The sequence below is a fragment of the Cupriavidus sp. TMH.W2 genome (assembly GCF_050847365.1).
In the GTDB taxonomy this organism is placed as follows: domain Bacteria; phylum Pseudomonadota; class Gammaproteobacteria; order Burkholderiales; family Burkholderiaceae; genus Cupriavidus.
The window spans coordinates 1,611,474-1,637,705 of the sequence record NZ_CP193793.1 but is presented as its reverse complement, the minus strand read 5'-3'; the positions used below and the strand labels follow the sequence as shown (position 1 = coordinate 1,637,705).

General features: G+C 66.3%; 20 protein-coding genes. 18 read left to right on the top strand and 2 right to left on the bottom strand.

Features of this window, described 5'->3' with window-relative positions; all coding sequences use genetic code 11:
• Window positions 1-24: 24 nt before the first annotated feature.
• Together ACREYQ_RS24985 and ACREYQ_RS24980 are read right to left on the bottom strand one after the other, a co-directional pair.
• The gene (locus ACREYQ_RS24985) at window positions 25-1,242 is read right to left on the bottom strand and encodes a polysaccharide pyruvyl transferase family protein (RefSeq protein ID WP_432260672.1); all 1,218 of its coding nucleotides are present in this window, start codon (window positions 1,240-1,242) and stop codon (window positions 25-27) included.
• A gap of 18 nt (window positions 1,243-1,260) precedes the next feature.
• Window positions 1,261-1,929 (bottom strand): GntR family transcriptional regulator, encoded by a 669-nt coding sequence (locus tag ACREYQ_RS24980; RefSeq protein WP_432260671.1) that lies wholly within the window; start codon window positions 1,927-1,929, stop codon window positions 1,261-1,263.
• A 121-nt stretch (window positions 1,930-2,050) separates the two neighbouring features.
• Here ACREYQ_RS24980 and ACREYQ_RS24975 point away from each other — a divergent pair, with 121 nt between their 5' ends.
• The 18 genes from ACREYQ_RS24975 to rbbA all read left to right on the top strand — a co-directional run bounded on the left by ACREYQ_RS24975 (window position 2,051) and on the right by rbbA (window position 26,179).
• The gene (locus tag ACREYQ_RS24975; protein WP_432260670.1) at window positions 2,051-2,311 is read left to right on the top strand and encodes a hypothetical protein; all 261 of its coding nucleotides are present in this window, start codon (window positions 2,051-2,053) and stop codon (window positions 2,309-2,311) included.
• Complete coding sequence (locus ACREYQ_RS24970; protein WP_432260669.1) at window positions 2,301-3,587, top strand: MFS transporter; 1,287 nt, start codon at window positions 2,301-2,303, stop codon at window positions 3,585-3,587. The genes ACREYQ_RS24975 and ACREYQ_RS24970 overlap by 11 nt, the downstream gene beginning before the upstream one ends.
• Before the next feature lie 15 nt (window positions 3,588-3,602).
• On the top strand, window positions 3,603-4,415 hold the full coding sequence (locus ACREYQ_RS24965) for a putative hydro-lyase (protein ID WP_432260668.1): 813 nt from the start codon (window positions 3,603-3,605) through the stop codon (window positions 4,413-4,415).
• Between the two features lie 27 nt (window positions 4,416-4,442).
• Complete coding sequence (gene pxpB / locus ACREYQ_RS24960) at window positions 4,443-6,092, top strand: 5-oxoprolinase subunit PxpB (protein ID WP_432260667.1); 1,650 nt, start codon at window positions 4,443-4,445, stop codon at window positions 6,090-6,092.
• A 29-nt stretch (window positions 6,093-6,121) separates the two neighbouring features.
• Window positions 6,122-7,852, top strand: coding sequence for an acetyl/propionyl/methylcrotonyl-CoA carboxylase subunit alpha (locus ACREYQ_RS24955; RefSeq protein WP_432260666.1), 1,731 nt, complete (start codon window positions 6,122-6,124; stop codon window positions 7,850-7,852).
• A gap of 286 nt (window positions 7,853-8,138) precedes the next feature.
• Complete coding sequence (locus ACREYQ_RS24950) at window positions 8,139-9,164, top strand: IS110 family transposase (RefSeq protein WP_432257737.1); 1,026 nt, start codon at window positions 8,139-8,141, stop codon at window positions 9,162-9,164.
• 917 nt (window positions 9,165-10,081) lie between these two features.
• A protein-coding gene (locus tag ACREYQ_RS24945; RefSeq protein WP_432258225.1) for an IS3 family transposase occupies window positions 10,082-11,604 on the top strand; the annotation gives its coding sequence in 2 pieces (ribosomal slippage) (window positions 10,082-10,568 and window positions 10,568-11,604; 1,524 coding nt in all).
• Between the two features lie 406 nt (window positions 11,605-12,010).
• Window positions 12,011-13,198: an alpha/beta hydrolase gene (locus ACREYQ_RS24940; RefSeq protein WP_432260665.1), complete on the top strand. Its 1,188-nt coding sequence runs from the start codon at window positions 12,011-12,013 to the stop codon at window positions 13,196-13,198.
• 86 nt (window positions 13,199-13,284) lie between these two features.
• On the top strand, window positions 13,285-14,985 hold the full coding sequence (locus ACREYQ_RS24935) for an AMP-binding protein (protein ID WP_432260664.1): 1,701 nt from the start codon (window positions 13,285-13,287) through the stop codon (window positions 14,983-14,985).
• A 1-nt stretch (window position 14,986) separates the two neighbouring features.
• Entirely contained in the window at window positions 14,987-15,856 is an 870-nt protein-coding gene (locus ACREYQ_RS24930; protein WP_432260663.1) for a VOC family protein, read from the top strand.
• Window positions 15,853-17,010: an FAD-dependent monooxygenase gene (locus ACREYQ_RS24925; RefSeq protein WP_432260662.1), complete on the top strand. Its 1,158-nt coding sequence runs from the start codon at window positions 15,853-15,855 to the stop codon at window positions 17,008-17,010. The genes ACREYQ_RS24930 and ACREYQ_RS24925 overlap by 4 nt, the downstream gene beginning before the upstream one ends.
• The gene (locus ACREYQ_RS24920) at window positions 17,007-17,456 is read left to right on the top strand and encodes an acyl-CoA thioesterase (protein WP_432260661.1); all 450 of its coding nucleotides are present in this window, start codon (window positions 17,007-17,009) and stop codon (window positions 17,454-17,456) included. The genes ACREYQ_RS24925 and ACREYQ_RS24920 overlap by 4 nt, the downstream gene beginning before the upstream one ends.
• A gap of 23 nt (window positions 17,457-17,479) precedes the next feature.
• Complete coding sequence (locus ACREYQ_RS24915; RefSeq protein ID WP_432260660.1) at window positions 17,480-18,235, top strand: maleate cis-trans isomerase family protein; 756 nt, start codon at window positions 17,480-17,482, stop codon at window positions 18,233-18,235.
• Window positions 18,236-18,316: 81 nt separating this feature from the next.
• Window positions 18,317-19,579, top strand: a complete 1,263-nt coding sequence (locus tag ACREYQ_RS24910) for an MFS transporter (protein WP_432260659.1) — start codon at window positions 18,317-18,319, stop codon at window positions 19,577-19,579.
• 82 nt (window positions 19,580-19,661) lie between these two features.
• Window positions 19,662-20,486: a TetR/AcrR family transcriptional regulator gene (locus ACREYQ_RS24905; RefSeq protein WP_432260658.1), complete on the top strand. Its 825-nt coding sequence runs from the start codon at window positions 19,662-19,664 to the stop codon at window positions 20,484-20,486.
• Between the two features lie 379 nt (window positions 20,487-20,865).
• Window positions 20,866-22,326, top strand: a complete 1,461-nt coding sequence (locus ACREYQ_RS24900; RefSeq protein WP_432260657.1) for an efflux transporter outer membrane subunit — start codon at window positions 20,866-20,868, stop codon at window positions 22,324-22,326.
• A 25-nt stretch (window positions 22,327-22,351) separates the two neighbouring features.
• Window positions 22,352-23,422: an HlyD family secretion protein gene (locus ACREYQ_RS24895; protein WP_432260656.1), complete on the top strand. Its 1,071-nt coding sequence runs from the start codon at window positions 22,352-22,354 to the stop codon at window positions 23,420-23,422.
• A gap of 15 nt (window positions 23,423-23,437) precedes the next feature.
• Window positions 23,438-26,179, top strand: a complete 2,742-nt coding sequence (rbbA, locus tag ACREYQ_RS24890; RefSeq protein ID WP_432260655.1) for a ribosome-associated ATPase/putative transporter RbbA — start codon at window positions 23,438-23,440, stop codon at window positions 26,177-26,179.
• Window positions 26,180-26,232: the final 53 nt, after the last annotated feature.

The following is a 26,232-nucleotide window of genomic DNA, read 5'->3' as shown; positions in this document are numbered from 1 at the left end:
CGGGAAAGGGAGGGCCCTATCGTGCTAGTTCTCCTGAACCAGGCGGAATGCGGTCCTGCATGCCCCGGCCCATTCCCGGGCCAATTCCCTGCGCTGCGCGGCCTGGGTCGCCATCGCTTCGTCCAGGCCAGCCGCAAGATCCTGTGCGATGACCGCGGCCAACGCCCCGGCCGCGCCCCAGGTCGCGGCAAAGGCGACTTGTTTGCTGGCGCCAGGGGGTTGTGCGGCCCGGAGCAGGCCAAGCCATGGCAAGGAAAAGGCGCCGGCGACAATGCCGCCATGCAGGCTGTTGCCGAAGAAACCCCGGCTGTGCGCAATCAGCGCACAGATATCCCACAGGTTGAGCGAGTCAAACAGGACCACGGGCGTGCCGTGCAAACGTGCCGCCAGGCGCTGGTAGCAAGCCAGGTCGTCATGCCAGGGCGCGGCGCCGGCGCGAAACAGCACCAACCCCAGCTTCCTGGCCCGGGCAATACGTTCGAGCTGGGCCGCCAGCTGTGAAAGGGATTCGTCGTCGCCGAAATCCGCGCTGAACTGCACGGCGAGGTATCCGTCAGGGAACCCCGACACGATGCGGGCGCACTCGGCCTGGCGGGCGCGCCGGCGGATGCGGTCGCCGAACAGCTCGGCCACCAGCACGGCCGGATCCGGCTCCAGGCGGCAGGCAATGCCGTTCTCAGCGAGCATGGCCCGAGTCTGCTGGTCTCGTACCCCGACGCTGGTGGCGGCCCCGAGCTTGGCTACCACCTCGGCCCGCATGGCAGGCTCAACCGATCCAAGTTCAATGCCGCCGGCTGCGTGGACAATGACACGCCTGACGTTGGCAAACATGCCGGCAGGCAGCAGGTAGGGGACAAGGTCCCGCAGGTCCAGCTGCGCCTGGGCCCAGGCTGTCCGCTCGTGCGGCCGGGCATCGAGCCGCGCCACCACCGCCCGGGCCTGTTCGGGAGACTGCAGCATCACGGCCGCCTCCCAGGCTGAGCAGGTCAGGGTTTCGCCGCCCACATGGATGACATCGACGGCGCTGTCGCCCACGGCAGCCGCCAGCCGCGCCAGGGTATGGACCCGATGGCCGCCATGGATGCTCAGGTTGCGCTCGGCCAGGCCACCGCAGAATGGGTTGGCCTGCCCGATCAGGGCGCGCACGACATGCGGCAGCAGCAAGTCGCCGAAGTTGTGGCGATCGAACGCCCCGAACAGGATCGTGGGGCAGTCGGCGGTTCCTGACGGGGAGGCTGCCATGGGGTCAGCGTCAGCCGTTCAACGCCCTTTGAAAACCGGATGCCGCGCGCAGACCGACAGCACGATGCGCTCGGACTGCACCAGGTAGTCGTTGAGCGCCGTGGCGCACTCTGCCAGCTTGCCCGACTCCAACAGCTGCAGGATGTGCTGGTTCATCTCGACATAAGGGCCATGCAGGAATTCCGGGTCCTGCAGCATGCCGAAGGCCAGGCGCAACTCGGCGAGCAGGTGCGAGAACATCACGTTCAGCCGTTCGCTGTCAGCCAGTTCCACGATGGCCATATGGAATTCCATATTGGCCGTCCCCGCGCCTTGCCAGTCTCCGTTGTCGCGGCAGCGCAGCCCCATTTCCACGGCTGCGCGCAGATGCTTCCTGGCGGGATGGTTCGGATAGGCCTGGGCGATGGCCTGGCACTCGATCAGGCGGCGCACCCGGTAGATGTCGATGATGGCCGCAATGCTGGGTATCGCCACGGACACACCGCGGTTGGGCTCGTGCTTGAGCAGGCCTTCCTTGGTCAGCACGCGAAAGGTCTCGCGCAGGGTATTGCGCGAGATCTGCAAGTTTTCGCTCAGCGCCGCTTCCGACAAGCGCTGTCCGGGCGCAAACTCGCCATGCACGATGCGTTGGCGAATCTGCTCAGTGACCCGCTCGGCCAAACTTCCTGCGTCAGAACTGGATGTCATGTTGACTTTGATTCCGGCCGGCTGGTCCCGGCATGCCTGCCTGGATGTTAACGCACATTGTTGAACAATATGCACGGGGTTGGTGCGGATGATGCACCGCAACCTAAGTTAGGTGTATACCATGATCGATCATCGCCATGGATTGTTCAACAATATCAGTGCGGTGGTTGAGTTATCTGTGTTTATAGATCAACATGGTATGCGTTTTGCTAAACAACGTCGGGGCTGCGGAGCCGGAGCCGATGCATGGCGTTGTCGCTCGCTACCGGCAGCTGTTTCCCGCCGCGACGGCCCCTGGCTCGAAGGCGATCGGTCCCGACCGGTCATTCGAGGCTTGGCAACCAGCATGCTTATCCAGAGTGAGCGCAACCATGTGGCTTAAAGAAACCAATCGAGAAGAGCGCAAGACGCTCTTTGCCGCCTTTGTCGGCTACGGGGTCGATGCATTCGACTACATGATCTATACCTTCATGATCCCCACCTTCATCCTGGTGTGGGGCATGACCAAGGCCGAGGCCGGCTACATCGCCACGGGCGCGCTCATCAGTTCGGCGATCGGTGGCTGGCTGGCCGGGATCCTGGCCGACAAATATGGCCGCGTGCGGATCCTGCAGCTGACCGTGCTCTGGTTCAGCTTGTTTACGTTCCTGAGCGGATTCACGCAGTCTCCCGAGCAACTGTTCGTGACCCGCATGCTGCAAGGCCTGGGGTTCGGCGGTGAATGGTCGGTCGGTTCGGTGCTGATCGCCGAAATGATCCGTGCCCGCCACCGCGGCAAGGCCGTTGGACTGGTGCAAAGCAGCTGGGCGATTGGCTGGGGTCTGTCGGCGATTGCATTCTGGGCGGTCTATGCCGTGTTCGAGCAGCAATACGCCTGGCGCGTGCTGTTCTGGCTGGGCGTGCTGCCGGCGGTCTTTATCCTCTATATCCGCCGCAATCTCAGCGAGCCCGAGGTGTATCAGGAAACCAAGGCCAAGCTTGCGCGCACCGGGCAAAGCAATAACTTCATGCTGATCTTCAAGCCCGGCGTGCTGCGCGTCACGGTGCTGGCAAGCCTGCTGGCGACCGGTATGCAAGGTGCCTACTATTCGGTGACGACCTGGCTGCCGACCTACCTCAAGATGGAGCGCAATCTCTCGGTGCTCAACACCAGTGGCTACCTGATGGTGCTGATCGCAGGCTCCTTCGCCGGCTACCTGACCAGCGCCTGGCTGTCCGACCGCCTGGGGCGCAGGCGGTGCTTCATGCTGTTCGCGGTGAGCGCGGCCGTGCTCGTGATCTGCTATACGCAACTGCCGATCACCGACGCGGCGATGCTGGTGCTGGGCTTCCCCCTGGGCTTCTTTCTGTCGGGCATCTTCTCCGGCATGGGGGCTTACCTGACGGAACTGTATCCGAGCCATATCCGCGGCTCAGGACAAGGCTTTACCTACAACTTCGGCCGTGCGGTCGGGTCGGTATTCCCGGCCATGATCGGGCACATGAGCGCATCGATGTCGCTGGGCGTAGCCATCGGCTATCTCGCAGCTGGCGCTTATGGGCTGGTGGTTATCGCCTGCCTGCTGTTGCCGGAGACGCAGGGGCGCGAATTGCTCGGCGAAGCCGGGGCTGGCACGGATGCACCGGCAAATGCGGCACCTTCGCGGACTGCGGCCTGACACTGGAGAATACGCATGCAAGATTCCGCACTGAAACGCGCCCGTCTCGCAGCCGTAAATGCCGCGCGCGAAGCCCGCGCAAGCTATCGTGCCGGCACCGTGCAGCCTACCGCCGGCATTGCCCCGGGCATGACGCAAGCCAATATGATCGCGCTGCCGCGCGACTGGGCCTGGGACTTCCTGCTCTATGCGCAGCGCAATCCGAAGCCGTGTCCCGTGCTCGACGTGATCGAGGCGGGCGCGCACCAGACCGTGCTGGCGGAAGGGGCGGACATCCGCACCGACATCCCCCTGTATCGCGTGTGGCGCGACGGCAAGCTGGTGGAGGAGGTGGCGGATGCCACCTCTCTGTGGGCCGGGCACCCCGACCTGGTCACCTTCCTGATCGGCTGCAGCTTCACCTTCGAAACGCCGCTGCAAGAGGCTGGCATCGAGGTGCGGCATATCGCCGACGGCTCCAATGTGCCGATGTACCGCACCAACCGCCAGTGCCGCCCCGCGGGCCGCCTGCATGGCGAGATGGTCGTGTCCATGCGGCCCATCCCCGCGCATCGGGTGGCCGACGCGGTCTCCATCAGCGCACGGTTCCCGTCGGTGCACGGCTCGCCTGTGCATGTGGGTGACCCGGCCGCGCTGGGTATTGCCGATCTCGCCAGGCCCGACTTCGGCGACGCCGTGCGCATCGAGCCGGGCGAGATCCCCGTGTTCTGGGCCTGCGGCGTCACGCCCCAGGCGGCGGTAATGGCGTCCGGCGTGCCGTTTGCCGTGACCCACGCACCGGGCCACATGTTCATTACCGACGTGCCGGACAGCACGTACCACGTCTGAGACCGCCGGGTCATTGCGGAGTTAGTTTTGCGTTTTCTGCCCGTTACCGCGAATGCACTGCTGGTGGAGCTGGCCGACCTGGACCAGACCCTGGCCCTGCTGGCCTCGCTGCAGCGCGACCCGCTTCCCGGCGTGGCCGAGCTGGTGCCTGCGGCGCGTACCATCCTCGTGCACTTCCGCCCGTCGGCCACCAGCGCCGCGGCGCTGGTGCAGGCCATCGCCGCGCGCGACCTGTCGCAGCGCGTCGAGCGCGGCAGTGTCCTGGTCGAGGTTCCTGTCCGTTATGACGGCGAGGACCTGGCCGAAGTCGCGCATCTGCTGGGCATCACGCCCGAGGAAGTGGTGCGCCGCCACACCGGCAGCGAGTACACCGTTGCCTTTACCGGTTTCGCTCCCGGCTTTGCCTACCTGAGCGGCGGCCATCCCAGTTTCGACGTGCCGCGCCGCAGCACGCCGCGCACGCGGATCCCTGCCGGCGCCGTGGGCCTGGCCGGCACCTTCAGCGGCGTGTATCCGCAGGCCAGCCCCGGTGGATGGCAGATCATCGGCGTGACGCCGGTGGCCATGTGGGATCTGGGCCGCGAACAGCCTGCGCTGCTGCAGCCCGGGTATCGCGTGCGCTTTGTCGATATCGCCACGCTCGATGGCGCGTTGGACGCAGCCGGCGGCATCGATGCTGAAGCGACGGGGCCTGAAGCTTCCACAGTGGGCGATACACGCAGCCAGGAACGCGGTGCGCCCGGCGCAGCGGCACTGAAGGTGAAGGGCACGGGCTTGCTGACCGTGTTCCAGGATCTTGGCCGCCACGGGCAGGCAGGGCAGGGGGTCTCGGCCTCTGGCGCGATGGACCAGGCAGCCCTCAAGACGGCCAATCGCCTGGTGGGCAACCGCAGCGACCACGCAGCGCTCGAAACCGTGGGTGGCGGCCTGCAATTGCAAAGCCAGGGCGAAACCGTGCTGGCTGTCACCGGCGCCGAGGCACCGCTGACGGTGTGCACTGCGGATGGCCGGCAGTGGAGCGTGCCGGGGTACCAGGCCGTGGCGCTGGCCGAGGGCGACACGCTGAGCATCGGACAGCCCGTTGCCGGAGCCCGCTGCTATGTGGCGGCGCGCGGCGGCTTTGGGGTCGCGCCTGTGCTGGGCAGTTGCGCCACCGACACCCTGGCCGGCGTCGGCCCCGCGCCGCTGGCCGTGGGCGATGTGCTGGGCCTGTTGCCCGCGCCGGCGTGCGCCGTGGTGGGTATGCCCGAGCTGCCTGCCGCCGAGCTGCCCACGGTCGGGCAGGACGTAGTGCTGGACGTGGTGCTCGGTCCCCGCACCGACTGGTTCACCCCCGAGTCCGTTGCGCGGCTGGCCACGCAGCGCTGGCACGTTACGCCGCAGTCCAACCGCGTGGGCTTGCGCCTGGCCGGCGAGATACCCCTGGAGCGCGCCATCACCGGTGAACTCGCCAGCGAGGGCACCGCCCTCGGCGCACTGCAGGTGCCGCCCAGCGGCCAGCCCGTGCTGTTCCTGGCCGACCATCCGCTGACCGGCGGCTATCCCGTGATTGGCGCCGTGGCCCCCCACCATCTGGATCGAGCCGGACAGGTTCCGGTCGGCGCCTGGCTGCGCTTCAATCCGATCGGCCCCTTTGAAGAACTGAAACCGGCTGGACTGCAGCCGTCTGTCGCCTGAGCGCGCACACGCCCCAACCGAGATTTGCCATGAAGAAAGTCCTGATTGCCAACCGTGGCGAGATCGCCGTCCGCATCATCCGCGCCTGCGCCGACTATGGCGTAGGGTCCGTCGCGGTGTATGCCAACGCCGATATCGACGCCATGCACGCGCGCCTGGCCAACGAGGCCTACGGCCTGGACGGCGACCGTCCGGCGGACACCTACCTGAATATCCCCAAGCTGCTCGATATCGCCCGCCGCAGCGGCGCCGATGCCGTGCATCCCGGCTACGGCTTCCTGTCGGAAAGCGAGGCCTTTGCGCAGGCGGTGATCGATGCCGGCCTGGCCTGGATCGGCCCGTCTCCCGCCACCATTGCCCGGCTGGGCGACAAGGTCGAAGCGCGCAAGATCGCGTTGCAGGTCGGCGCCCCGCTGGTGGCCGGCACGTCCGACCCGGTCGCGGACGCCAGCGAGGTACTGGCCTTTGCCGAGCAGCACGGCCTGCCGATCATCATCAAGGCCGCCTTCGGCGGCGGCGGCCGCGGCATGAAGATCGCCTGGCGCATGGATGAGGTCGAAGAGCTGTTCGCCTCGGCGGTGCGCGAGGCGGTGACCGCGTTCGGCCGCGGCGAATGCTTTGTCGAGCAGTTCCTGGACAAGCCGCGCCATATTGAAGCCCAGGTGCTGGCCGACCAGCACGGCAACGTCGTGGTGCTGGGCACGCGCGACTGCTCGCTGCAGCGGCGCAACCAGAAGCTGGTCGAAGAAGCGCCCGCGCCGTTCCTGACCGATGCGCAGCGCGTGCGCATCCACGCCGCCGCCCGCGACATCTGCGCCGCCGCCAACTACACCAGTGCCGGCACCGTTGAGTTCCTGCTCAGCACCAGCGGGGCGATCTCTTTCCTTGAGGTCAATACCCGCCTGCAGGTCGAACACCCCGTGACCGAGCAGACCACGGGCGTGGATCTGGTGGTCGAGCAACTGCGCGTCGCTGACGGCCTGCCGCTCTCCATCACCGAAACGCCGGCTCCGCGCGGCCATTCGATCGAGTTCCGCATCAACGCCGAAGACGTGGCCCGCGGCTTCCTGCCGACGCCCGGGCCGGTACAGCGCTTCGAGGCCCCGTCGGGCCCCGGCGTACGCGTGGACGCCGGCGTGCAATCGGGCTCGGTCGTGCCCGGCACGTTCGATTCGCTGATGGCCAAGCTCATCGTCACCGGTGCCACGCGCGAGCAGGCGCTGGCACGCGCACGCCGCGCGCTGCGCGAGTTCCATATCGAGGGAGTCGCGTCCGTATTGCCGTTCCACCGTGCCGTGATCGACCACGCGGATTTCCTGGGCGCGGATGGCTTCAAGGTCCACACGCGCTGGATCGAGTCCGACTTCGCCGAGCCGCTGGCGGCAGCCACCCGCGCCGAGCCGCAGCACGACGCCAGCCTGCTGCGCACCGCCATCGAGATCGACGGACGCCGCATGGTGCTCGGCCTGCCGGCGCAACTGCTGCGCGGCCTCGCCGAAGCACCGGGGCAGGGCAGCACCGCAGCACCGGCGCAGGCGGCCGCTGCCGACCCGGCCGATCTGCCGTCGCCGATCGCCGGCACGGTGCAGGCCTGGAAGGTTGCGGTGGGTGACGAGGTCAACGAAGGTGACCTGATTGCCGTGATGGAGGCGATGAAGATGGAGATGCAGGTGCATGCTCATCGTGGCGGACGCGTTACTTGGCAGACGGATGCGGGTGTATTCCTGGCGGCGGGGGGGCGGCTGGCGAGCATTGGATAGGAAATGCCTGCTGGGCTCCTGCTCGTTGGCTTGCTTGTTGGGTATGTAGGTCGGGTTCCCTGTTGTCGTAGGTTTAACCGCCTGGTTCCGCCCTGCTGGGCGGGTCACTTTTGTCCGAGCGACAAAAGATGGAATGAACGCGCCCCGGCCCTCCGATCAAAGGCGCCGGTAGTTCAGTTGTGCATCCGGGGAAACGTGACAGGATAGGCGGGTCCCCCATCACGAAACGGCATCGATGTGCCAGAGTGGGAGTGTCACCAACCACGCGAGGATGGAGGGACCCGAGATGAATACTACGACTTACGGCCTGGATATTGCAAAGACTGTCTTCCAGCTCTATTGGGTCGAGCCTTCCGGCAAGTGTTCCAACCGCCGCTTCAGCCGGCCCAAGCTGCTGGAGTTTCTCGCGAATCGCGAGCCCGGACGTATCGCGCTCGAAGCATGTGGCAGCGCGCACTGGTGGGCCCGCCAACTGCAAGCCTTGGGTCATGAGCCAGTGCTGCTGCACGCCAGGTACGTGCGACCGTTCGTGCAGACGAACAAAACCGATGCGGCCGATGCCAAGGCTATCTGGACCGCGGCGCAGCAGCCCGGGATGCCGTTCGTGGCCCCGAAGACCGAGCCGCAACAGTGCGTGCTCAGCCTGCACGCCATGCGCCAGCTGCGCGTGAAGATGCGCACCATGCTGGTCAACCAATTGCGCGGCACGTTGTTTGAGTTCGGAATCCGGATCCGTCCCGGGCTACGGATTGGCCTGCAGGAAATCGTGCAACGAATGGACGAAATCGAACAGGACGTGCCGCCCTTGCTGTTCGAGTTCGTGCGCGAACAATTGCAAAGCATCGAACGGCTCGATCAAGAGATAGCTCGCCTGGATCAACGCATTGATACCTGGGGTCGGCAAAGTCAGGCCTGCAAAACGATTTTGGCCATTCCCGGCATCGGCATGCTTACCGCCACGGCCATGGTTGCCACCATTGGCGACGCGCACACCTTCAAGTCCGGGCGCCAACTGGCGGCTTATCTTGGCCTAGTGCCCAAACAGACCGGCACCGGCGGCAAGGTCTGGCTGAGCGGCATCAGCAAACGCGGCGACCCCTATCTGCGCACCTTGCTGATTCACGGCGCTCGGGTCGTGCTGAGTCATCTGCGCAGAAAGAACCAGCCCGGCTGGAGCCTGATGCTCGCCCAGCGACGGCCGAAAAACGTCGCGGCTGTTGCCCTGGCTAACAAGACGGTGCGTACCATCTGGGCCCTGTTGGTCCACGACCGCACCTATGACCGAGACTACGTCTCGGTCAGGCCTGCCTAGCGGGCAGGCCTGAGCTAGCAAGCAAGGAACCCGTCCACAGGTTGCGAGGGTAATGTCCACGTGATGGCAAAACAGGTTGGACCGCGGGAGTGCAAGCCCAATTGGTTACTGGTGCTCAAAGCACGGCCAAAAGATAGGGACACTCCCGGCGAAATCCATCAGGGCCTGCAGGCCAGGCCTGCACCGCAAGGCCGGATATAAGTCTGCAGCCAATCCTGTCCAAGCCTGATGTTGGCTTTACCTTGCAAACCGGGGCGCGTTCATATAAGTAACCAAAAACGCGTCGCCTCTGGCGGCTGGCCACCAATTCCACGATGTTGGTAGTTCCGGCGGCGGTGATTTCCGTTCGATGGGGTGGGTGGTTCGACCCTGCTACGCACCCTGTCTGTGCCCACATCAACGGACTATTGGACGAACCCGACTTTAGGCTATTGGCAGCCTACTAAGTACCGCGTCGGTCGGACGCCTTCGGCTGCGCTGCGCGCACGCCCTAGCGTGGCAGAGCTGCGGACCTCTTCCTGATATTCGCTGTTGGCCCGGCATCATTCACGACAACGCCGTGCGAGCGCAGCGACGCACTCCGTGCCAGGGCCCATGACCTAAGATACTGAGTGCGCGCAGCGCAGCCGTAGGCGTCCTACCGATAACCTGGTTAGAAGGCTGCCAACAGCCTAAAGTCGGGTTCGTCCAATAGTCCGTGGACGCAAGGCACATCCCGGGAGCGTAGCAGGGTTGAACCACCTACCCCGTCGAACGGAAATCACCACCGCTCGAACTACCATCGCCGAGGAATTGGTGGCCAGCCGCCAGAGGCGACGCGTTTTTTGGTTACTTTTTGGCGCTCCCCTCCATGTCAGGATAGTTGTCGCCTCGCCGCCTTTCGATGAAGGACAATGGAGGGCGGTAACGGTTGGAAGATGAAGCGTTATCCGGCGGAGTACAAGGAATGGGTGGTTGAGCAGATGATGCCGCCCTTGAATCGGTCGGTTGTGGAGTTGGCCAAGGAGACGGGTGTCACGACGGTGAGCCTGCGTACGTGGCGCAACGAAGCCCGAGAGCAAGGACAGGTTGTGCCAGGCAACGGCAAGCAGAGTGACAAGTGGTCAAGTGCGGACAAGTTCCGGGTGGTGCTGGAGACAGCGCCCCTGAGCGAGGCGGAGCTGTCCGAATACTGCCGCAGGAAGGGCATTCAGCCGGAACAGATCCGGCAGTGGCGCGCCGCCTGTGAGCAGGCTAACGCGAAGACGCTGGCCAAGCCCGGCCTGGCGCAGCGCCGCGAGGAAGAGACTGCCCAGAAACGGATCCGCGATCTGGAGCGCGAACTCAAGCGCAAGAATGCGGCGCTGGCGGAGACAGCGGCGCTGCTGGTGCTGCGAAAAAAAGCCGAGGCGATCTGGGGAAGGGACGAGGAGGACTGATCAACGTCTCGGATCGCCGCGAAGCCATCATGTTGATCGATGAAGCGGTAAAGAGCGGTGCGCGTCAAGCCAGCGCCTGCAGGGAGTTGGGCCTGAACGAGCGCACCTTGCAGCGCTGGCGTCATGTGCCTGCGGATGGCCGCCCGGGCGCGCAGCGCCCAGTGCCGGCCAATAAGCTCAGCGAGGCGGAGCGGCAGGCCGTGCTGGCCGCGGCCAACCAGCGCGGCTACGAGAGCCTGACGCCGCACCAGATCGTGCCGAAGCTGGCCGACGAAGGCCGCTATGTGGCCTCGGAGTCGACGTTCTACCGCGTGCTCAAGGCCGAAGGCCAGGCGCGCCGGCGCGGGCGCAGCCACAATGCCAAGTCCTCGCGCCCGCTGACTACACACCGCGCCGACGGACCGAACCAGGTGTGGTGCTGGGACATCACGTGGATGCCCACGACGGTGAAAGGTCGCTTCTTTTACTGGTACATGATGCAGGACATCTACAGCCGCAAGCTGGTAGTCAACGAGGTGCACGAGAGCGAATCGGCTGAACATGCCAGCCAACTGCTGTCGCTAGGCTGCCTGCGCGAGCAGACCGCCGGGCGGCCGCTGGTGCTGCATTCGGACAATGGCAGCGTCATGAAAGGAGGGACGATGCTGGCGACGATGGGTTACCTGGGCGTGCAGCCCTCATACAGTCGCCCGCGCGTGAGCAATGACAACGCTTACGCAGAAGCGCTGTTCCGCACAGCCAAGTATTGCCCGCTGTGGCCGGATCGGCCATTCGATACGCTGCAGCAAGCGCGCGATTGGGTCCATCGGTTCGTGCACTGGTACAACGAGGAGCACCGCCACAGTGGCCTGAAGTACGTCACGCCGAACCAGCGGCACCGCGAGGAAGCGGTGCCCCTGCTGGCGCGACGCACGATGCTGTATCAGGCAGCCCGCACCCGACATCCGCAGCGCTGGTCGCGGGGAATCCGGAATTGGAAGCTGGAGCCAGTGGTCTACCTGAACCCCGAGCGAGCTGAATAGGAACCCAAGGAATACCGGAAAGCTGCATGACGGCGAACGCGACAACTACCTTGACACACACCGCTCGGCCAAAAAGTGACCCGCCCAGCAGGGCGGAACCAGGCGGTCCAACCTACGACAACAGGGAACCCGACCTACATACCCAACAAGCAAGCCAACGAGCAGAAGGCCCGCCGCCTACACCGGCGAAGCAGCCCACGCCCGCCAAGCGCACGCCAACCGCCTGCACAGCAATAAGCGACCCAGCCAAACAGCACCGCGCTAAGGTTTACCATTATTTGACGCCATATCAAATAAAACCTACATTATTGAGACGGTAGCAATTACCACAGGAGACATCGTGACAGATCAAGACAAAGGGCTGGTAACCGCTGGAATGCGAGGCGCATCATGGGACGCGCGCTTGATGTCCCGCCCTTACCAGATGGTGCCTTACGCACTCGACACGGCAGACGGCCAGCGCACGCTAGGCTTCCTGTTCACGGCGACCGGCAAGGAAAAGACGGTGGTCTCGCTGATGCATCCACGCGAGATGGCGATCACGCATTACCTGGTGCCGTTCGTGCTGGACGCCGGCTGCGCCTGCTGGGTGCAGGGCCCGCGCTCGATCGGCAACGACCTGCGCCTCGAACATGAGCTGGCGTTGCTCGACGTTGCCGCCGGCATGACGCACCTGCGCGAACTGGGCTACGAGCGTATCGTGTTGCTGGGCAACTCCGGCGGCGCGGGGCTCTATACCTTCTACAACCAGCAGGCGCTGACGCCGCCCGGACAGCGGGTCGCGCGGACCCCGGGCGGCCGCCCGACCAACCTTGCTGAAGCGCAGATGCCGGAGGTGGACGGCATGATCCTGGTATCGCCGCATCCCGGCCAGGGCAAGCTGCTGATGAGCGGCGTCGATCCTTCCGTGACCGACGAGGACGATCCCATGCAGACCGACGCGACGCTGGACCCGTTCTCCGCGGCCAATGGCTTCGATGCCGCCAGCGGACGCGGCCAGTACGCGCCGGCGTTTGTCGAGCGCTACCGCGCGGCGCAGGTCGAACGCGTGGCCCGCATCGACGCGCGGGCCACGCAGATGCTCAAGGCAAAGCATGAGGCGCGGCAACGTATCAAGGCCGGTACCGGCTCCGACGCGGACCGCCGTGTTGCCGCCCATGCCCCGGTCTTCCAGGTCTGGCGCACCGATGCCGACCTGCGCTCGTGGGATATCTCGCTCGACCCGTCCGACCGCAAGACCGGCTCGTTGTGGGGCAAGGACCCGTTCGTGTCGAACTGGGGCAGCGTGGGCTTCGGGCGCGTGGTGACGCCGGAGTCGTGGCTGTCGACCTGGTCCGGCCTGTCGTCCAACGCGGCGCTGGACAAGACCCTCGGCGCGCTGCACCAGCCGACCCTGCTGCTGGAGTACACCGGCGACCAATGCACATTCCCGGCCGATATCGAGGCGATCTACCGCCAGATCCCCAGCGAGCGCAAACAGCATATCCGCGTGCGCGGCAATCACCATGGCATGGCCCTGAGCCGGGACGAAGAGCCTGGCCAGCGCATCGCCGGCCGCCACATCGTCGAATGGCTGCGCGCAAACATGGTGTAAGCGCGCCGAAAACGAAGCAACAGAGCAGGGCGCCGTCCCCCCGACGTTGCCGCGCGCTGCTCCATGACAGACAAGGGTAGACAGACATGCTGCAAATCCACACCATGCGCCCCCCGCAGTTGCTGGCCGGCGTCCGATATCCCGATGAAGACCGCCTGCGCCACTATGTCGCGGAAGGCGTGCTGACCGGCGAGACGCTGGCCGGCGCGTTCCAGGCGTCGTTCCGCCGCCATGCCGATCGCCTGGCGCTGGCCGGGCCGGAGGGCCAGTTGACCTATCGCGAGCTCGACGAGCAGACCGACCGCCTGGGCGCGGCGCTGCTGGCGCTGGGCATGAAGCCGCTGGACCGCGCGGTGTTCCAGTGCGGCAACTGCAATGAGTTGCTGCTGGCCTTCTTTGCCTGCCTGAAGGCCGGGATCATCCCGCTGTGCTCGCTGCAGGCGTTCCGCAAGCTGGAGATCGGCTACCTGGGCAACCTGTGCGAGGCGCGCCTGCACTTCGTGCAGGGCGACGACTCCAGGTTCGACGATGTGGCGTTTGCACGGGAGATGCAGGCCGAAGTGCCGAGCTTTGCCTACATCCTGCAGGCGCGCGGCGAGCGGCGCGGCAATGCGGTATTGCTGGCGGACCTGATCCGCGACATGCCGCTGGCGCAGGCGCGCACGCTGCTGGCCGAGGTCAGCCACGATCCCTTCCAGGCGGCGGTATTCCAGCTCTCGGGCGGCACCACCGGCGTGCCCAAGATCATCCCGCGCTTCCAGAGCGAGTACCTGTACAACATGCGCGCGGTCGCGGCATGCAACGGCTACACGCAGGACGACGTGCTGTTCTTTCCCACGCCGTACATGCACAACCTGAACATGGGCTGCTTCTTCGGCCCGTTCCTGCTGTGCGGCGCCACGGTGACGGTGACGCCCGATATCGGCGAGGAATCCCTGCAACGGCTGGTGCGGGACTACCGCCCGACCTGGTTCGGCGTGGCCGGCCCCATCCTTACGCGCATCGCGCCGGAGCTGGCCAGGGCCGATGCCGCCGGGCGCGCCCGCCGCAACTTCGTTGCACCCAAGAATGCGGCCGGCCTGACCCGGCTGACCGGCTCGCCGACGCACCATATCTTCGGCATGACCGAAGGGGTGATCATGTTTACCCGCCGCGACGACCCGCAGGAGATCCGCGACACCTCGGTCGGCAGCCCGGTCTCGGCCTGGGATGAAGTGAGGATCGTCCATCCGGGCACGGAAGCGCCGGTTGCGGATGGCGAGGTGGGCGAAGCACTGTTCCGCGGCCCCTACACGATCCGCGGCTATTACAAGTCCGAGCAGGAAGACGCCACGCGCTTCACCGCCGACGGCTTCTACCGCTCCGGCGACCTGATGTCGTCGCGCATGGTCGATGGCAAGCGCTACTACTTCTTCTGCGGCCGCATCAAGGACGTGGTCGACCGCGGCGGCGAGAAGATCAATGCCGAGGAACTGGAGAACGTCATCAACCTGCATCCCGCGGTGCTGGGCGCTGCCGTCGTGGGCATGCCCGACCGTGTCTACGGCGAGCGTGTGTGCGCCTTCATCGTGCCCAAGCCGCCGGCCACCGGACTGACGCTGCCGCAGCTCACCGAATACCTGGAGGAAGCCGGCCTGGCGAAATTCAAATGGCCGGAGCGGCTCGAAGTCGTCAGCGAATTCCCGCTGACCGCGTCCGGCAAGCTTAGCAAGGCGCTGCTGCGCCAGCAGATCATCCAGCTGCTGGAGAGCGAAGCGGCTTTCAGCACCACCACCGAAGGGAAGTGATATGACCGAAGCGACGAAACCCGGCGCAGCGCCGTCCGTGCAGCTGCATGGTGTCCACCACACCGCGCGACCGACCTGGAAGCTGGCCGAAACTGTGCATTTCTACCGCGACCTGCTCGGCCTGCCGCTGGTGCACGCGATCTCGGCCAAGGGCTGGGGCCCGGACAACCATGCCGATTTCCTGCACTTCTTTTTCGACAGCGGCAATGGCAGCACCATCGCCTTCTTCTACTACATCGGCACCGAGCGGCCTGACTGGCTGACCGTGCGCGAGCACTATCAGGACCGCGCCACCCATACCGCCTGGCGCGTGCGCGACGAGGCCGAGCTGCTGCTGTGGCGCCAGCGCGTGGAGGCAGTGGGTATTCCGCTGCGCTACCAGATCCGCCACGAGGTGATCGAGTCGATCTACTTCAACGACCCCAACGGCTATCCGATCGAGATCACGTGGCAGGTGCGCCCGTTCAGCGAAGCGGACGCACTGGATGCGAAGCTGACCATCGACGCCGCCATTGCCCTGGAGAATGAGTCCAGGGACGGCACGCGGTTCGGCTCGATCGAGCCGGTGTGGCAGCGCAAGGCCGACTCGATTGGCACCGGCGCGCAGGGCGGCAAGGCATCGGTGTTCGTGCTGGACGTGCCCGAGTTTGCGGCGCTCATCGACGTGGCCGGCAAGACCGACGGCTACGCCACCACCGCGCTGGGCAATGGCTACGTGCGCATCGACGGCAACCCCGGCATCCGCTTCGGGCGCAAGGCCCTGGGCTTCAAGCCTGCGGTCTGGTACGGCGCGCTCACCGGCGGCCTGGCCGGACGCATCGAGCAGTTCGACATGGACGCACTGGTCATTTCTCCCGGGGACGCAAAATGAAGATCGCCATCATCGGGGGCGGGCCGTCGGGCCTGTTCCTGTCGATCCTGCTCAAGGAGCGGCTGGCCGAGGTCGACATCGACATCTACGAGCAGAATCCGGAGAACGCCACCTTCGGGTTCGGCGTGGTGCTGGCCGACACCGGCCTGTCCAGCCTGCGCGCGGCGTCGCCGACGGTGATTGACGAGCTCGCCAGGGCGATGCGCTTCAGCGACCGCCATGCCATCGTCAGCCATGACTTCCCGATCACGATGAAGCGGCCCGGCGCGGGCGGCGGCGCGATCCCGCGCATCCGCCTGCTGCAGATCCTGCAGGCGCGTGCGCGCGAACTGGGCGTGCGGGTCGCCTACAACCAGCGCATCAGCGATTTCTCGGCGATCGACGCGGACCTGGTAGTGGGTGCCGATGGGGTCAACTCGCTGCTGCGCGGTGCCAATGAAGCCGGCTTCGGCACCCGGCGCCACAGCCTGACCAACCATTTCGCCTGGTATGGGGTGGAGAAGGCATTCCCCAATCCGGCGCTGGTGTTCCGCAAGCACGAGGGCGGGTACTTCGTCGCGCACTACTACCCGTACTCGGACTCGATGAGCACCTTCGTTGCCGAGTGCGACCACCAGACCTGGATCGATTCCGGGATGGAGGCGATGACGCAGGCACAGCGCCAGGCGCTGTTCGAGCGGATCTTTGCTCCCGAGTTGGGCGGCTACCGGCTGGTCTCGAACAACTCGGCGTGGCGCCAGTTCCCGGTGATCGTCAACGACACCTGGCATGTCGGCAACCAGGTACTGATTGGCGATGCGCTGACCAGTGCGCACTTCTCGATCGGCTCGGGCACGCGCATCGCCATGGAAGATGCGATTGCGCTTGCCGATGCCATCGTCGCCGCCCCGGACGACGTGCCGGCCGCGCTGCGCCGCTACGACACCGTGCGCCGCCCCGAGAAGGCAAAGCTGATCCGTGCCTCGGAGGCCTCTTACAACTGGTACGAGCGCATCCGCGAATGGATGGACCTGCCCACGCCGCATGAGTTTGTGTTCCGCTTCATGACCCGCACCGGCCGCGTCGACCTGAACCGGCTCAAGGAGCAATACCCGAAGCTGCTGGCTGAACTGACGGCGGCCGGCGTGCCGGTGGCGGCGGGGCAGCAGCCATGATCCGCGCGACCGAGTATGTGCTGAGCGACGCGCCCTTCGTGGTGCGCCGCACGGTGCGCTGGGGCGACTGCGACCCGGCCGGCGTGGTCTACACCGGGCGCTTTACCGACTACCTGCTCGGCGCGGTCGGCCTGTTCTCGGACCATATCGCTGGTGGCGCCGGCCGCCTTGGCGCCTTGCACGACGTGGGCACGCCATGCAAGGCCATGCGCTTCGAATTCATCGGCACGCTATGGCCGGATGATGTGATCGACATTGAATGCTGGGTGCAGGCCATCCGCACGCGCTCCTACGACATCCGCTGCATGGCGCGGCGCCCGGACGGCTCGCCGGTGTTCGACGCCATGTTCTCTCCCATTTGCGTGCGGCTGGACGAGCGCGTCGGCACCCCCATCCCGGAATCGCTGCGCACGGCGCTGTCGGCCTTCCTGCGTCCCGCCGCGTAGCGCGGCTTATCCCGTCAATCATCATGCCATACAGAATCGGACAGATCGTTCCCAGCTCCAATATCACCATGGAGCGCGAGGTGCCGGCCATCTTTGCCGGGCGCATGCAGGTGCTGCCTGAACGCTTTTCCTTCCACGCCAGCCGCGTGCGCATGCACCGGGTGGTGGCGGAGGAGCTTGAGAGGATGAACCGCGACATGGGCCGCTGCGCGCAGGAGCTCGCCGACGCGCGCGTCGATCTCATGAGCACGGCGTGCCTCGTGGCCACCATGTGCATGGGCAAGGGCTATCACCGCCAGGTGATCGAGGACCTGAACGCGGCCATCGACGGGGTGCCCTACCGGCCGGCGATCATGACCTCGGCCGGCGCGCTGGTGGAGGAGCTCAAGGACTTCGGCGCCAGGCGCATCGCGCTGCTCGCGCCATACAGCGACGCGCTGACGCAAACCGTGGTCGAGTACATCGAGAGCGAAGGCATTGCCGTCAAGGACGCCATCAACTTCTCGATCCTCGACAATCTGGACGTCGGCGCACGCGACCCGATGCAGTTGCTGGAAGACGTCAAGCGGCTTGATACCGCCGGCGTGGACGTGGTGGTGCTGTCCGCCTGCGTACAGATGCCCTCGCTGCCGGCGATCGAACAGGCCCAGCTGGCACTGGGCCTCCCCGTGACCTCGACCGCGATCTGCACCGCGCGCCAGATGATGCGCCGCCTCGGCATCCGCGCCGAGGCGCCCGATGCCGGCGCGCTGCTCGGCAGCAAGGCCGGACTGGCCTGAGCGTAACGCTGGCGGCGCGCGCCGCCGGCACCCTGACCGCCGCCCGCAGAGGCGGCTTGAATCCTGCAACGGAGACAACCCATGCAACAAGCCCTCCAACCGGTGCCCGCCGCCGGCAGATGGACCTATGCCGCCGTCATCCTCGGCGCGGCGCTGGGAATGCTGGCGGGCTATGCCCCGCTATTCAATGCCACCGCGGGCGTGTTCGCGCGGCCACTGGCCGCGGAATTCGGCTGGGGGCGCTCGGAAGCGTCGCTGTCCTATGCGGCCTCGATGTTCGGGCTGGCGATCGTCAGCCCGCTGGTCGGGACCCTGATGGACCGCTTCGGCATCCGTCGGGTGATTGCCGTGTCGGCGCTGGTGTTCGGGCTGGCGACGGCGTGCATGGCGCTGCAGAACGGCAGCAAGGCGCTCTGGGTCAGCCTGTCGGTAGTGGTCGGGGTGTTCGGCGCAGCGACCTCTGTGCTTGGCTATCTTGCCGTGCTGCCGCAATGGTTTGACCGCCGCCTGGGCCTGGCGCTTGGCATCGCCATGTGCGGGCTGGGTGCGGGCACAGTGCTGATGCCGGCCACCGCGCAGCATCTGGTGACCGGCTACGGCTGGCGCACCGCGTATGTCGCACTGGGTATCGGATCAATCGTTTTGTCGCTGCTGGCCTGCGCGCTGCTGCGCGAGCGGGGCAAGACTGGTACTGCCCGGGCCAGCAAGCTGGCGCCGGCGGCGGACGGTATTCCGCTCAGGCAGGCTGTGCGCAGCTATCGCCTGTGGGCGATCTGGGCGGTGTTCGTGCTGGGGTCCTCGGCCACGCTGTCGCTCGGCCCGCACCTGCCGGCGATGTTCGTGGACAAGGGATTCAGCCCCGCGGACGCGGCCCGCAGCGCCTCGATGGTCGGTGTCGGGCTGCTGATCGGCCGGATCCTGACTGGCGTGCTGATCGACCGCATCCATGCGCCGTTCGTGGCCTGTGTGTTCTTCCTTGGCGGCGCGGTGGGGATCTACCTGCTTGGTGTCACCAGTGACTACCAGGTGCTGCTGGTCGCCACCACCCTGATCGGGCTGACCATCGGCGCGGAAGGCGACCTGATCTCCTTCCTGGTCCGGTCGTACTTCGGGCTGCGCTCGTTCGGCGCGCTGTTCGGCATCGCGTTCTCGGGCTATGGCTTTGGCGCAGTGATCGGGCCGGTGGGGCTGGGCGTGTGGTTCGACCGCTACGGCAGCTACGGAGCGCCGCTGCTGGTGCTGCCGTGCATGCTGCTGGTGGCCGGCGCGCTGACCCTGTCGCTGGGCCGCTACCGGCGGCATGGCGACAGCGCCGCGAGCCTGCCGGAGCCGGCCGGGGCCTGATTGTCCGAACGCGGGCGCGGCGGAGTAGAATTCCCATGGCCGCAATTTCCTTGCGGCCATGCCTTCGAACGGTCCACCCAAGATGCCTGCCGCCCGCAAATCCCCAGCCGCCGCCAGCAAGACGCCCTCGACGCCAGCTGCGCCGAATGCGCCTCGCCGCCGCGGCCGGCCGCCCAAGACCGATTCGCCGATCGGCGCCGAGCCCATGCTCAGCCGCGTGGCCATCCTCCAGCACGCGATCAGGCTGACCAAGAGCGTGCCGCTGGACCAGATCTCCATGGTGCAACTGGCCAAGGATTTCGGCGTCGCGCCTGGCTTGATCCACTATTACCTGGGCGGCCGCGACCAGCTCGTTTCCGGCGTGCTCAACGACTACTACCGCCAGCGCGTGGGGCGCCTGCCTTCGCTGACGGGCGACTGGCGCAACGACGTGGAAGGCATTGCCCGGCTGAGCTTCGAGGTGGCGGTGGAGAACCCCGGCGTCAGCATCTATGTCGCGTCACACAACCGGTTCCGCCTGTTCCAGGATGTCGAGCCGGGCGAGACCGACTACGGCATGGAGTTCTTCAACCGCATGACGTCGGCCATCATGCAGGGTGGCTTCACCGCGGAGCAAGTGGCGCTGGGCTACCACCTGATCGCGCAGTACCTGGTTTCCGCCAGCATGGCGGAGGCTTCGCGCCAGTTGCCGGCCTACCACCAGAGCTTCATCGAAAAGAAGCTGCAATCCGCGTCCGAACTCCAGTATCCGGGCGCGCGCTTTGTCAGCAAGGCCTTCTCCAGGCTGTCTTCCGATACTGCGTTCGAAGAGGGGCTGCGCATTACGCTGGACGGCATCGAGACGTGGAAGCAGGAGAAGCAGGACAAGCGCCAGCCCGCGCGCAAGCCGCGCACCAAGGCCGCCTGAGGCCATTGTCCCTGTCGGGGCGCCGCATGGCACTGGCGTCCGGCCCGAGTGATTCCGTAAAGCTCTGCCAGAGCCCGTCCATTGACGCCTTGCAGATGGCGCGGTCGGATACTGCTTCGGCGGCCCGTGTGCATTGGATCCAGCGCGCGCGGTTGCGCCGAAATTGCTTAATTCCCCAGAATAAAGAATTCATCACGCGATCGGCCGGATGTGACGGAAGCTGCGATATTCTGACGAAACACTGAGAATACTCAGTCTGCGGACACCTGGGCTCCAGATCTCTTCACGGCGCACCGCGCACGGTGATGCCTGGTTGAAGCGGCTGCCACGCATGCTATCTGCCCTCTCCGAAAGGCTTCTCTCCAGGCGTGAACGCGCCATGCGCAGTTCAGCGGCGATCGTTGCCGTGCCCTTGCTGTTTGCGGGCTGCATCTCGATGGCGCCCCCGTATGATCGGCCCGCGGCGCCGGTTCGTGACGCATGGCCGGCCGACGCCACCGCGCGCGCCACGCTACCCGCCGCCGAAGTGGGCTGGCGCGATTTCTACGCCGACCCGGAACTCCAGGCATTGATCGCGAAGGCGCTCGACAATAACCGCGACCTGCGCATCGCCGCCGCGCGCCTGGCGCAAGCGTATGCCGCCTACGGCATTCAGCGTGCCGACCTGTACCCGTGGATAGGCGTGGCCGCCGATGGATCGCGCGCCCGCGTGCCGGGCGACCTGAACCTGACGGGGCGCCCGCTGATCAGCAGCCAGTATCAGCTTGGCGTGGGCCTGAGCACGTGGGAAATCGATCTCTGGGGGCGCCTGCGCAACCTCAAGGACTCCGCCCTGCAGAACTACCTGGCGACGGGAGCTTCGCAACGCGCGGTGACGCTGTCCATCGTCACCCAGGTTGCGCAGACCTACTTGGCCATCCGTGAGCTTGACGAACGCATCGCTCTGGCCGGACAGACGATCGACAGCCGCAGCGAATCGCTGCGCATCTTCACACGGCGCGAACAGGTGGGCTCCGCGTCGAAGCTGGAGCTGACCGAAGTCACCACGCTCTACCAGCAGGCGCGCGCACTGGGCACGCAGCTTGAACAGGACCGCGCCACGCAGAAGCATGCGCTGGAAGTGCTGGTGGGTGCGCCGGTCGAGGTGAAACCCGCCATCGGGCGCGTCGCCGATGCCGAACTGATGCGCGGCATCGATGCGGGGCTGCCGTCCGAACTGCTGGAAAACCGCCCTGACATCGTGGCCGCCGAGTATCAGCTAAAGGCGGCCCATGCCGATATTGGCGCAGCACGCGCGGCGTTCTTCCCGCGTGTGACGCTGACTGGCTTCGCGGGCACGGCCAGCGCCGACCTGAACGGGCTGTTCGGCGGCGGCAGTGGCGCATGGTCGTTTGCGCCCAGCATCTCGGTGCCGCTGTTTCAGGGCGGACGGCTGCGCAGCAATCTCGACCTGGCCGAAGCGCGCCGCGTGGAAGCCGTGGTGCAATATGAAAAGACGATCCAGGGCGCGTTCCGCGACGTGGCTGATGCACTGAGCGCGCAGCGCTGGCTGGCCGAGCAAGTGGACATCCTGCAGATCACGCAGGCTGCGCAGGCCGAACGCCGCCGCCTGGCCAAGCTGCGCTACGACCATGGCGCGGCCGCCTTCCTCGAAGTGCTCGACGCCGAGCGCGACCTGCTGGCCATCGAACAACAGGCCGTACAGTCGCGCCGGGCGCTGCTGGCCAGTCGCGTGAGCCTCTACGCCGCGCTGGGCGGCGGCACCGCCGTTTCCGCCACGCCTTCACCGCCGACATCGGACGCCGCACAAACGGCGCCTGCGCCGGCTCCGTCCCGCTAATCCGCCCGCCAACCACGCCAGTCCCATGAAGCCTCCTGCCAACAAGCTCCTTCCCGCCCTGGCTGTGCTGGCCGTCGCCGCTGGCGGCTGGTACGCGTGGAACACCATGCGCGACACCGGGCCCGGCGAAGGGTTCGCGCGCGGCAACGGCCGCATCGAAGCGACCGAAGTCGATGTGGCCACCAAACTCGCCGGCCGCGTCAGCAAGATCCTGGTCTACGAGGGCGATTTCGTGAAGGTGGGCCAGCCGCTGGCGCGCATGCAGGCCCAGACCCTTGAAGCGCAACACGACGAAGCCGTCGCGCAGCATCAGCAGGCCATCAACGCGGCCGCAGCGGCCGTGGCGCAGGCGGCCGCGCGCCGCAGCGACAAGGCCACATCGGAAGCTCTGGTCAGCCAGCGCGAAGCAGAGCTCGATGCCGCGCGCCGCCGTCTGGCGCGCTCCGAAACGCTGTCGAAGGAAGGCGCATCGTCGATCCAGGAACTCGATGACGATCGGGCGCGCGCGCGCAGCGCGCAGGCCGCGGTGATCGCCGCGCGCGCCCAGGTGGCCGCCGCGCAGTCTGCCGTCGAAGCCGCGCAGGCACAGGTCACCGGCGCGCAATCGGCGGTGGCCGCAACGCAGGCCACCATCGCGCGGATCGGCGCCGATATCGAGGACAGCGAGCTGAAGGCGCCGCGCGACGGCCGTGTGCAGTATCGCGTGGCGCAGCCGGGCGAAGTGCTGGCGGCCGGCGGCAAAGTGCTGAACCTGGTGGACCTGTCCGACGTCTACATGACGTTCTTCCTGCCCGAAGCCCAGGCCGGCCGCCTGGCCATCGGGCAGGACGTGCGCGTCGTCCTGGACGCCGCGCCGCAGTTCGTGATTCCGGCCAGGGTGTCGTTCGTCTCCAGCACCGCGCAGTTCACGCCCAAGACCGTGGAGACCGAAAGCGAGCGGCAGAAGCTGATGTTCCGGGTGCGCGCGCAGATCGGTCGCGAACTGTTGCTGCAGCATCTGAAGGTGGTCAAGACCGGGTTGCCCGGCGTGGCATGGGTCAAGCTCGATGCCAGGGCGGAATGGCCCGCGTCGCTGGCCGTGAAGCTGCCGTCCTGACAGCGGATACGCGACATGGCCGATACGCTCGCGCCCGTGGCAGACGTTGCGCAAGTGACGCTGCGTTATGGGAAGACGATGGCGCTCGATGCGATCTCGCTGGCACTGCCGGCCGGACGGATGATCGGCGTGATCGGCCCGGACGGCGTGGGGAAATCGAGCCTGCTCTCGCTGGTGGCCGGCGCACGCGCCGTGCAGGACGGCACGGTGACCGTGCTTGGCGGCGACATGTCGCGCAAGGCGCATCGCGACGCGGTGTGCCCGCGCATCGCCTATATGCCGCAGGGGCTGGGCAAGAATCTATACCCCACGCTTTCGGTCGAGGAAAACTTGCAGTTCTTCGCGCGCCTGTTCGGGCACGGCGCGGCCGAACGGCGCATGCGCATCGACGACCTGACGCGCAGCACCGGTCTGCAGCCGTTCCTCGCGCGGCCAGCCGGCAAGCTCTCGGGCGGCATGAAGCAGAAGCTGGGACTGTGCTGCGCGCTGATCCACGATCCGGACCTGCTGATCCTCGACGAACCCACCACGGGGGTGGATCCGCTGGCGCGCGCGCAGTTCTGGGACCTGATAGCCAGAATCCGCGAAGAACGCGCGGAAATGAGCGTGGTCGTTGCCACGGCCTACATGGACGAAGCGCAGCGCTTCGACTGGCTCGTGGCGATGGACGCGGGCAAGATACTCGCAACGGGCACGCCAGCCGAATTGCTGGCGCGCACGGGCGCGACCGATCTGGAAGGTGCGTTCATCGGCCTGTTGCCCGAAGCAAAGAAGCGCGGCTACGAACCAGTGGTGATTGCGCCGCTTGACGTCGGCCAGCATACGCCGATCGCGATCGAGGCCAAGGACCTGACCATGCGCTTCGGCGATTTCGTTGCCGTGGACCATGTCCAGTTCAAGATCCGGCGCGGCGAGATCTTCGGCTTCCTGGGGTCCAACGGCTGCGGCAAGTCCACGACAATGAAGATGCTGACGGGCCTGCTGCCGGCCAGTGACGGCCAGGCGTGGCTGTTCGGACAACCGGTGGACCCGCGCGACATCGAAACGCGGCGGCGCGTTGGCTACATGTCGCAGGCGTTCTCGCTGTACTCGGAACTGACTGTGCGCCAGAACCTGGTGCTGCACGCGCAGTTGTTCCATGTGCCCAGCGAAGACATCGCCGCACGGGTGGACGAAATGGCGCAGCGCTTCGGGCTGGCCGACGCGATGGAAGCCTTGCCCGACAGCTTGCCGCTGGGCATGCGGCAGCGCCTGTCGCTGGCCGTGGCCATGGTGCACAAGCCGGAATTGCTGATCCTGGACGAGCCCACCTCTGGCGTGGACCCCGTTGCGCGCGACAATTTCTGGCGCCTGCTGGTGGCGCTGTCGCGTGACGATCATGTCACGATCTTCATTTCCACGCACTTCATGAACGAGGCGGCGCGCTGTGACCGCATCTCGCTGATGCACGCGGGCAAGGTGCTGGTCAGCAATCCGCCGGCGCGCATTGTCAGCGATTGCGGCGCGGCCACGCTGGAGGCCGCGTTCATCGACCATCTGGTGGCTGCAGGGGGCGGCGCGCAGGCTGCCGGCGAAGCGGCCGCGCCCCCGGCCACGCAGCACACGTCCGACGACGGGCACGGCGCGCGCCAGTGGTTTTCGTTCGGCCGCATGTACAGCTATCTCTGGCGCGAGGCGCTGGAGTTGCAGCGTGACCCCGTGCGGCTGACGCTGGCGCTGCTGGGATCGGTGATCCTGATGTTCGTGATGGGCTACGGCATCAGCATGGACGTGGAAGATCTGAACTACGCGGTGCTCGATCGCGACCAGACCACGTTGAGTCAGAACTACGCGCTGAACATCGCGGGGTCGCGCTACTTCGTCGAACAGCCGCCGCTGACCGACTACGACGACATGGAGCGTCGCCTGCGCAGCGGCAAGCTGGCGCTGGCACTGGAAATTCCGCCGGGTTTCGCGCGCGACGTGGCGCGCGGCAAGGCCGTGCAGATCGGCGCATGGGTCGATGGCGCCATGCCGATGCGCGCGGAAACCGTGGTCGGCTACGTGCAAGGCATGCACCAGTCCTGGCTGGCAGACCAGGCACTGCGCCGCTATGGCGTGCGCGGCACGAGCACGGTGTCGATCGAAACGCGTTTCCGCTATAACCCCGACGTGAAAAGCCTGCCCGCCATGGTGCCAGGCGTGATTCCGCTATTGCTGATGATGCTGCCCGCGATGCTGACGGCGCTGTCCGTGGTGCGTGAAAAGGAACTGGGATCGATCCTCAACCTCTATGTCACGCCGGTCACGCGCACGGAGTTCCTGCTCGGCAAGCAGATGCCCTACGTGGTGCTGGGCATGCTCAACTTCCTGCTGATGGTGTTGCTGGCGGTGACGTTGTTCGGCGTGCCGGTCAAGGGCAATTTCCTGGCGCTGCTCGCGGCCGCGCTTATCTTCAACGTGGTGTCGACCGGCGTAGGCCTGTTCGCGTCAACGTTTACGCGCAGCCAGATCGCCGCCCTGTTCTTCACGATGATCGGCACGATGATTCCCACGATCCAGTTCTCCGGGCTGCTGACGCCGGTGTCGTCGATGGAAGGCAGCGGCCGGATCATTGGCGAGATCTATCCGGCCACGCACATGCTGATCATCAGCCGGGGCGTGTTCAACAAGGCGCTGGGCTTTTCCGACCTGCATGCGTCATACTGGCCGCTGCTGATCGCGGTGCCCGTGGTGCTCGGGCTCACCGTGATGCTGCTGGCCAAGCAGGACAAGTGAGCGACAATGGAACACGCGCCAGCCACCGCCCCGGCAGCCACGCCCGCCCCGGC

What these genes read in the sequence shown, in the direction of transcription:
- ACREYQ_RS24985 (WP_432260672.1), bottom strand. Translation starts at nt 1,242, where the DNA reads ATGGCAGCCTCCCCGTCAGGAACCGCCGACTGCCCCACGATCCTGTTC.
- ACREYQ_RS24980 (WP_432260671.1), bottom strand. Translation starts at nt 1,929, where the DNA reads ATGACATCCAGTTCTGACGCAGGAAGTTTGGCCGAGCGGGTCACTGAG.
- ACREYQ_RS24975 (WP_432260670.1), top strand. Translation starts at nt 2,051, where the DNA reads ATGATCGATCATCGCCATGGATTGTTCAACAATATCAGTGCGGTGGTT.
- ACREYQ_RS24970 (WP_432260669.1), top strand. Translation starts at nt 2,301, where the DNA reads ATGTGGCTTAAAGAAACCAATCGAGAAGAGCGCAAGACGCTCTTTGCC.
- ACREYQ_RS24965 (WP_432260668.1), top strand. Translation starts at nt 3,603, where the DNA reads ATGCAAGATTCCGCACTGAAACGCGCCCGTCTCGCAGCCGTAAATGCC.
- ACREYQ_RS24955 (WP_432260666.1), top strand. Translation starts at nt 6,122, where the DNA reads ATGAAGAAAGTCCTGATTGCCAACCGTGGCGAGATCGCCGTCCGCATC.
- ACREYQ_RS24950 (WP_432257737.1), top strand. Translation starts at nt 8,139, where the DNA reads ATGAATACTACGACTTACGGCCTGGATATTGCAAAGACTGTCTTCCAG.
- ACREYQ_RS24940 (WP_432260665.1), top strand. Translation starts at nt 12,011, where the DNA reads ATGTCCCGCCCTTACCAGATGGTGCCTTACGCACTCGACACGGCAGAC.
- ACREYQ_RS24935 (WP_432260664.1), top strand. Translation starts at nt 13,285, where the DNA reads ATGCTGCAAATCCACACCATGCGCCCCCCGCAGTTGCTGGCCGGCGTC.
- ACREYQ_RS24930 (WP_432260663.1), top strand. Translation starts at nt 14,987, where the DNA reads ATGACCGAAGCGACGAAACCCGGCGCAGCGCCGTCCGTGCAGCTGCAT.
- ACREYQ_RS24925 (WP_432260662.1), top strand. Translation starts at nt 15,853, where the DNA reads ATGAAGATCGCCATCATCGGGGGCGGGCCGTCGGGCCTGTTCCTGTCG.
- ACREYQ_RS24920 (WP_432260661.1), top strand. Translation starts at nt 17,007, where the DNA reads ATGATCCGCGCGACCGAGTATGTGCTGAGCGACGCGCCCTTCGTGGTG.
- ACREYQ_RS24915 (WP_432260660.1), top strand. Translation starts at nt 17,480, where the DNA reads ATGCCATACAGAATCGGACAGATCGTTCCCAGCTCCAATATCACCATG.
- ACREYQ_RS24910 (WP_432260659.1), top strand. Translation starts at nt 18,317, where the DNA reads ATGCAACAAGCCCTCCAACCGGTGCCCGCCGCCGGCAGATGGACCTAT.
- ACREYQ_RS24905 (WP_432260658.1), top strand. Translation starts at nt 19,662, where the DNA reads ATGCCTGCCGCCCGCAAATCCCCAGCCGCCGCCAGCAAGACGCCCTCG.
- ACREYQ_RS24900 (WP_432260657.1), top strand. Translation starts at nt 20,866, where the DNA reads ATGCGCAGTTCAGCGGCGATCGTTGCCGTGCCCTTGCTGTTTGCGGGC.
- ACREYQ_RS24895 (WP_432260656.1), top strand. Translation starts at nt 22,352, where the DNA reads ATGAAGCCTCCTGCCAACAAGCTCCTTCCCGCCCTGGCTGTGCTGGCC.
- rbbA (WP_432260655.1), top strand. Translation starts at nt 23,438, where the DNA reads ATGGCCGATACGCTCGCGCCCGTGGCAGACGTTGCGCAAGTGACGCTG.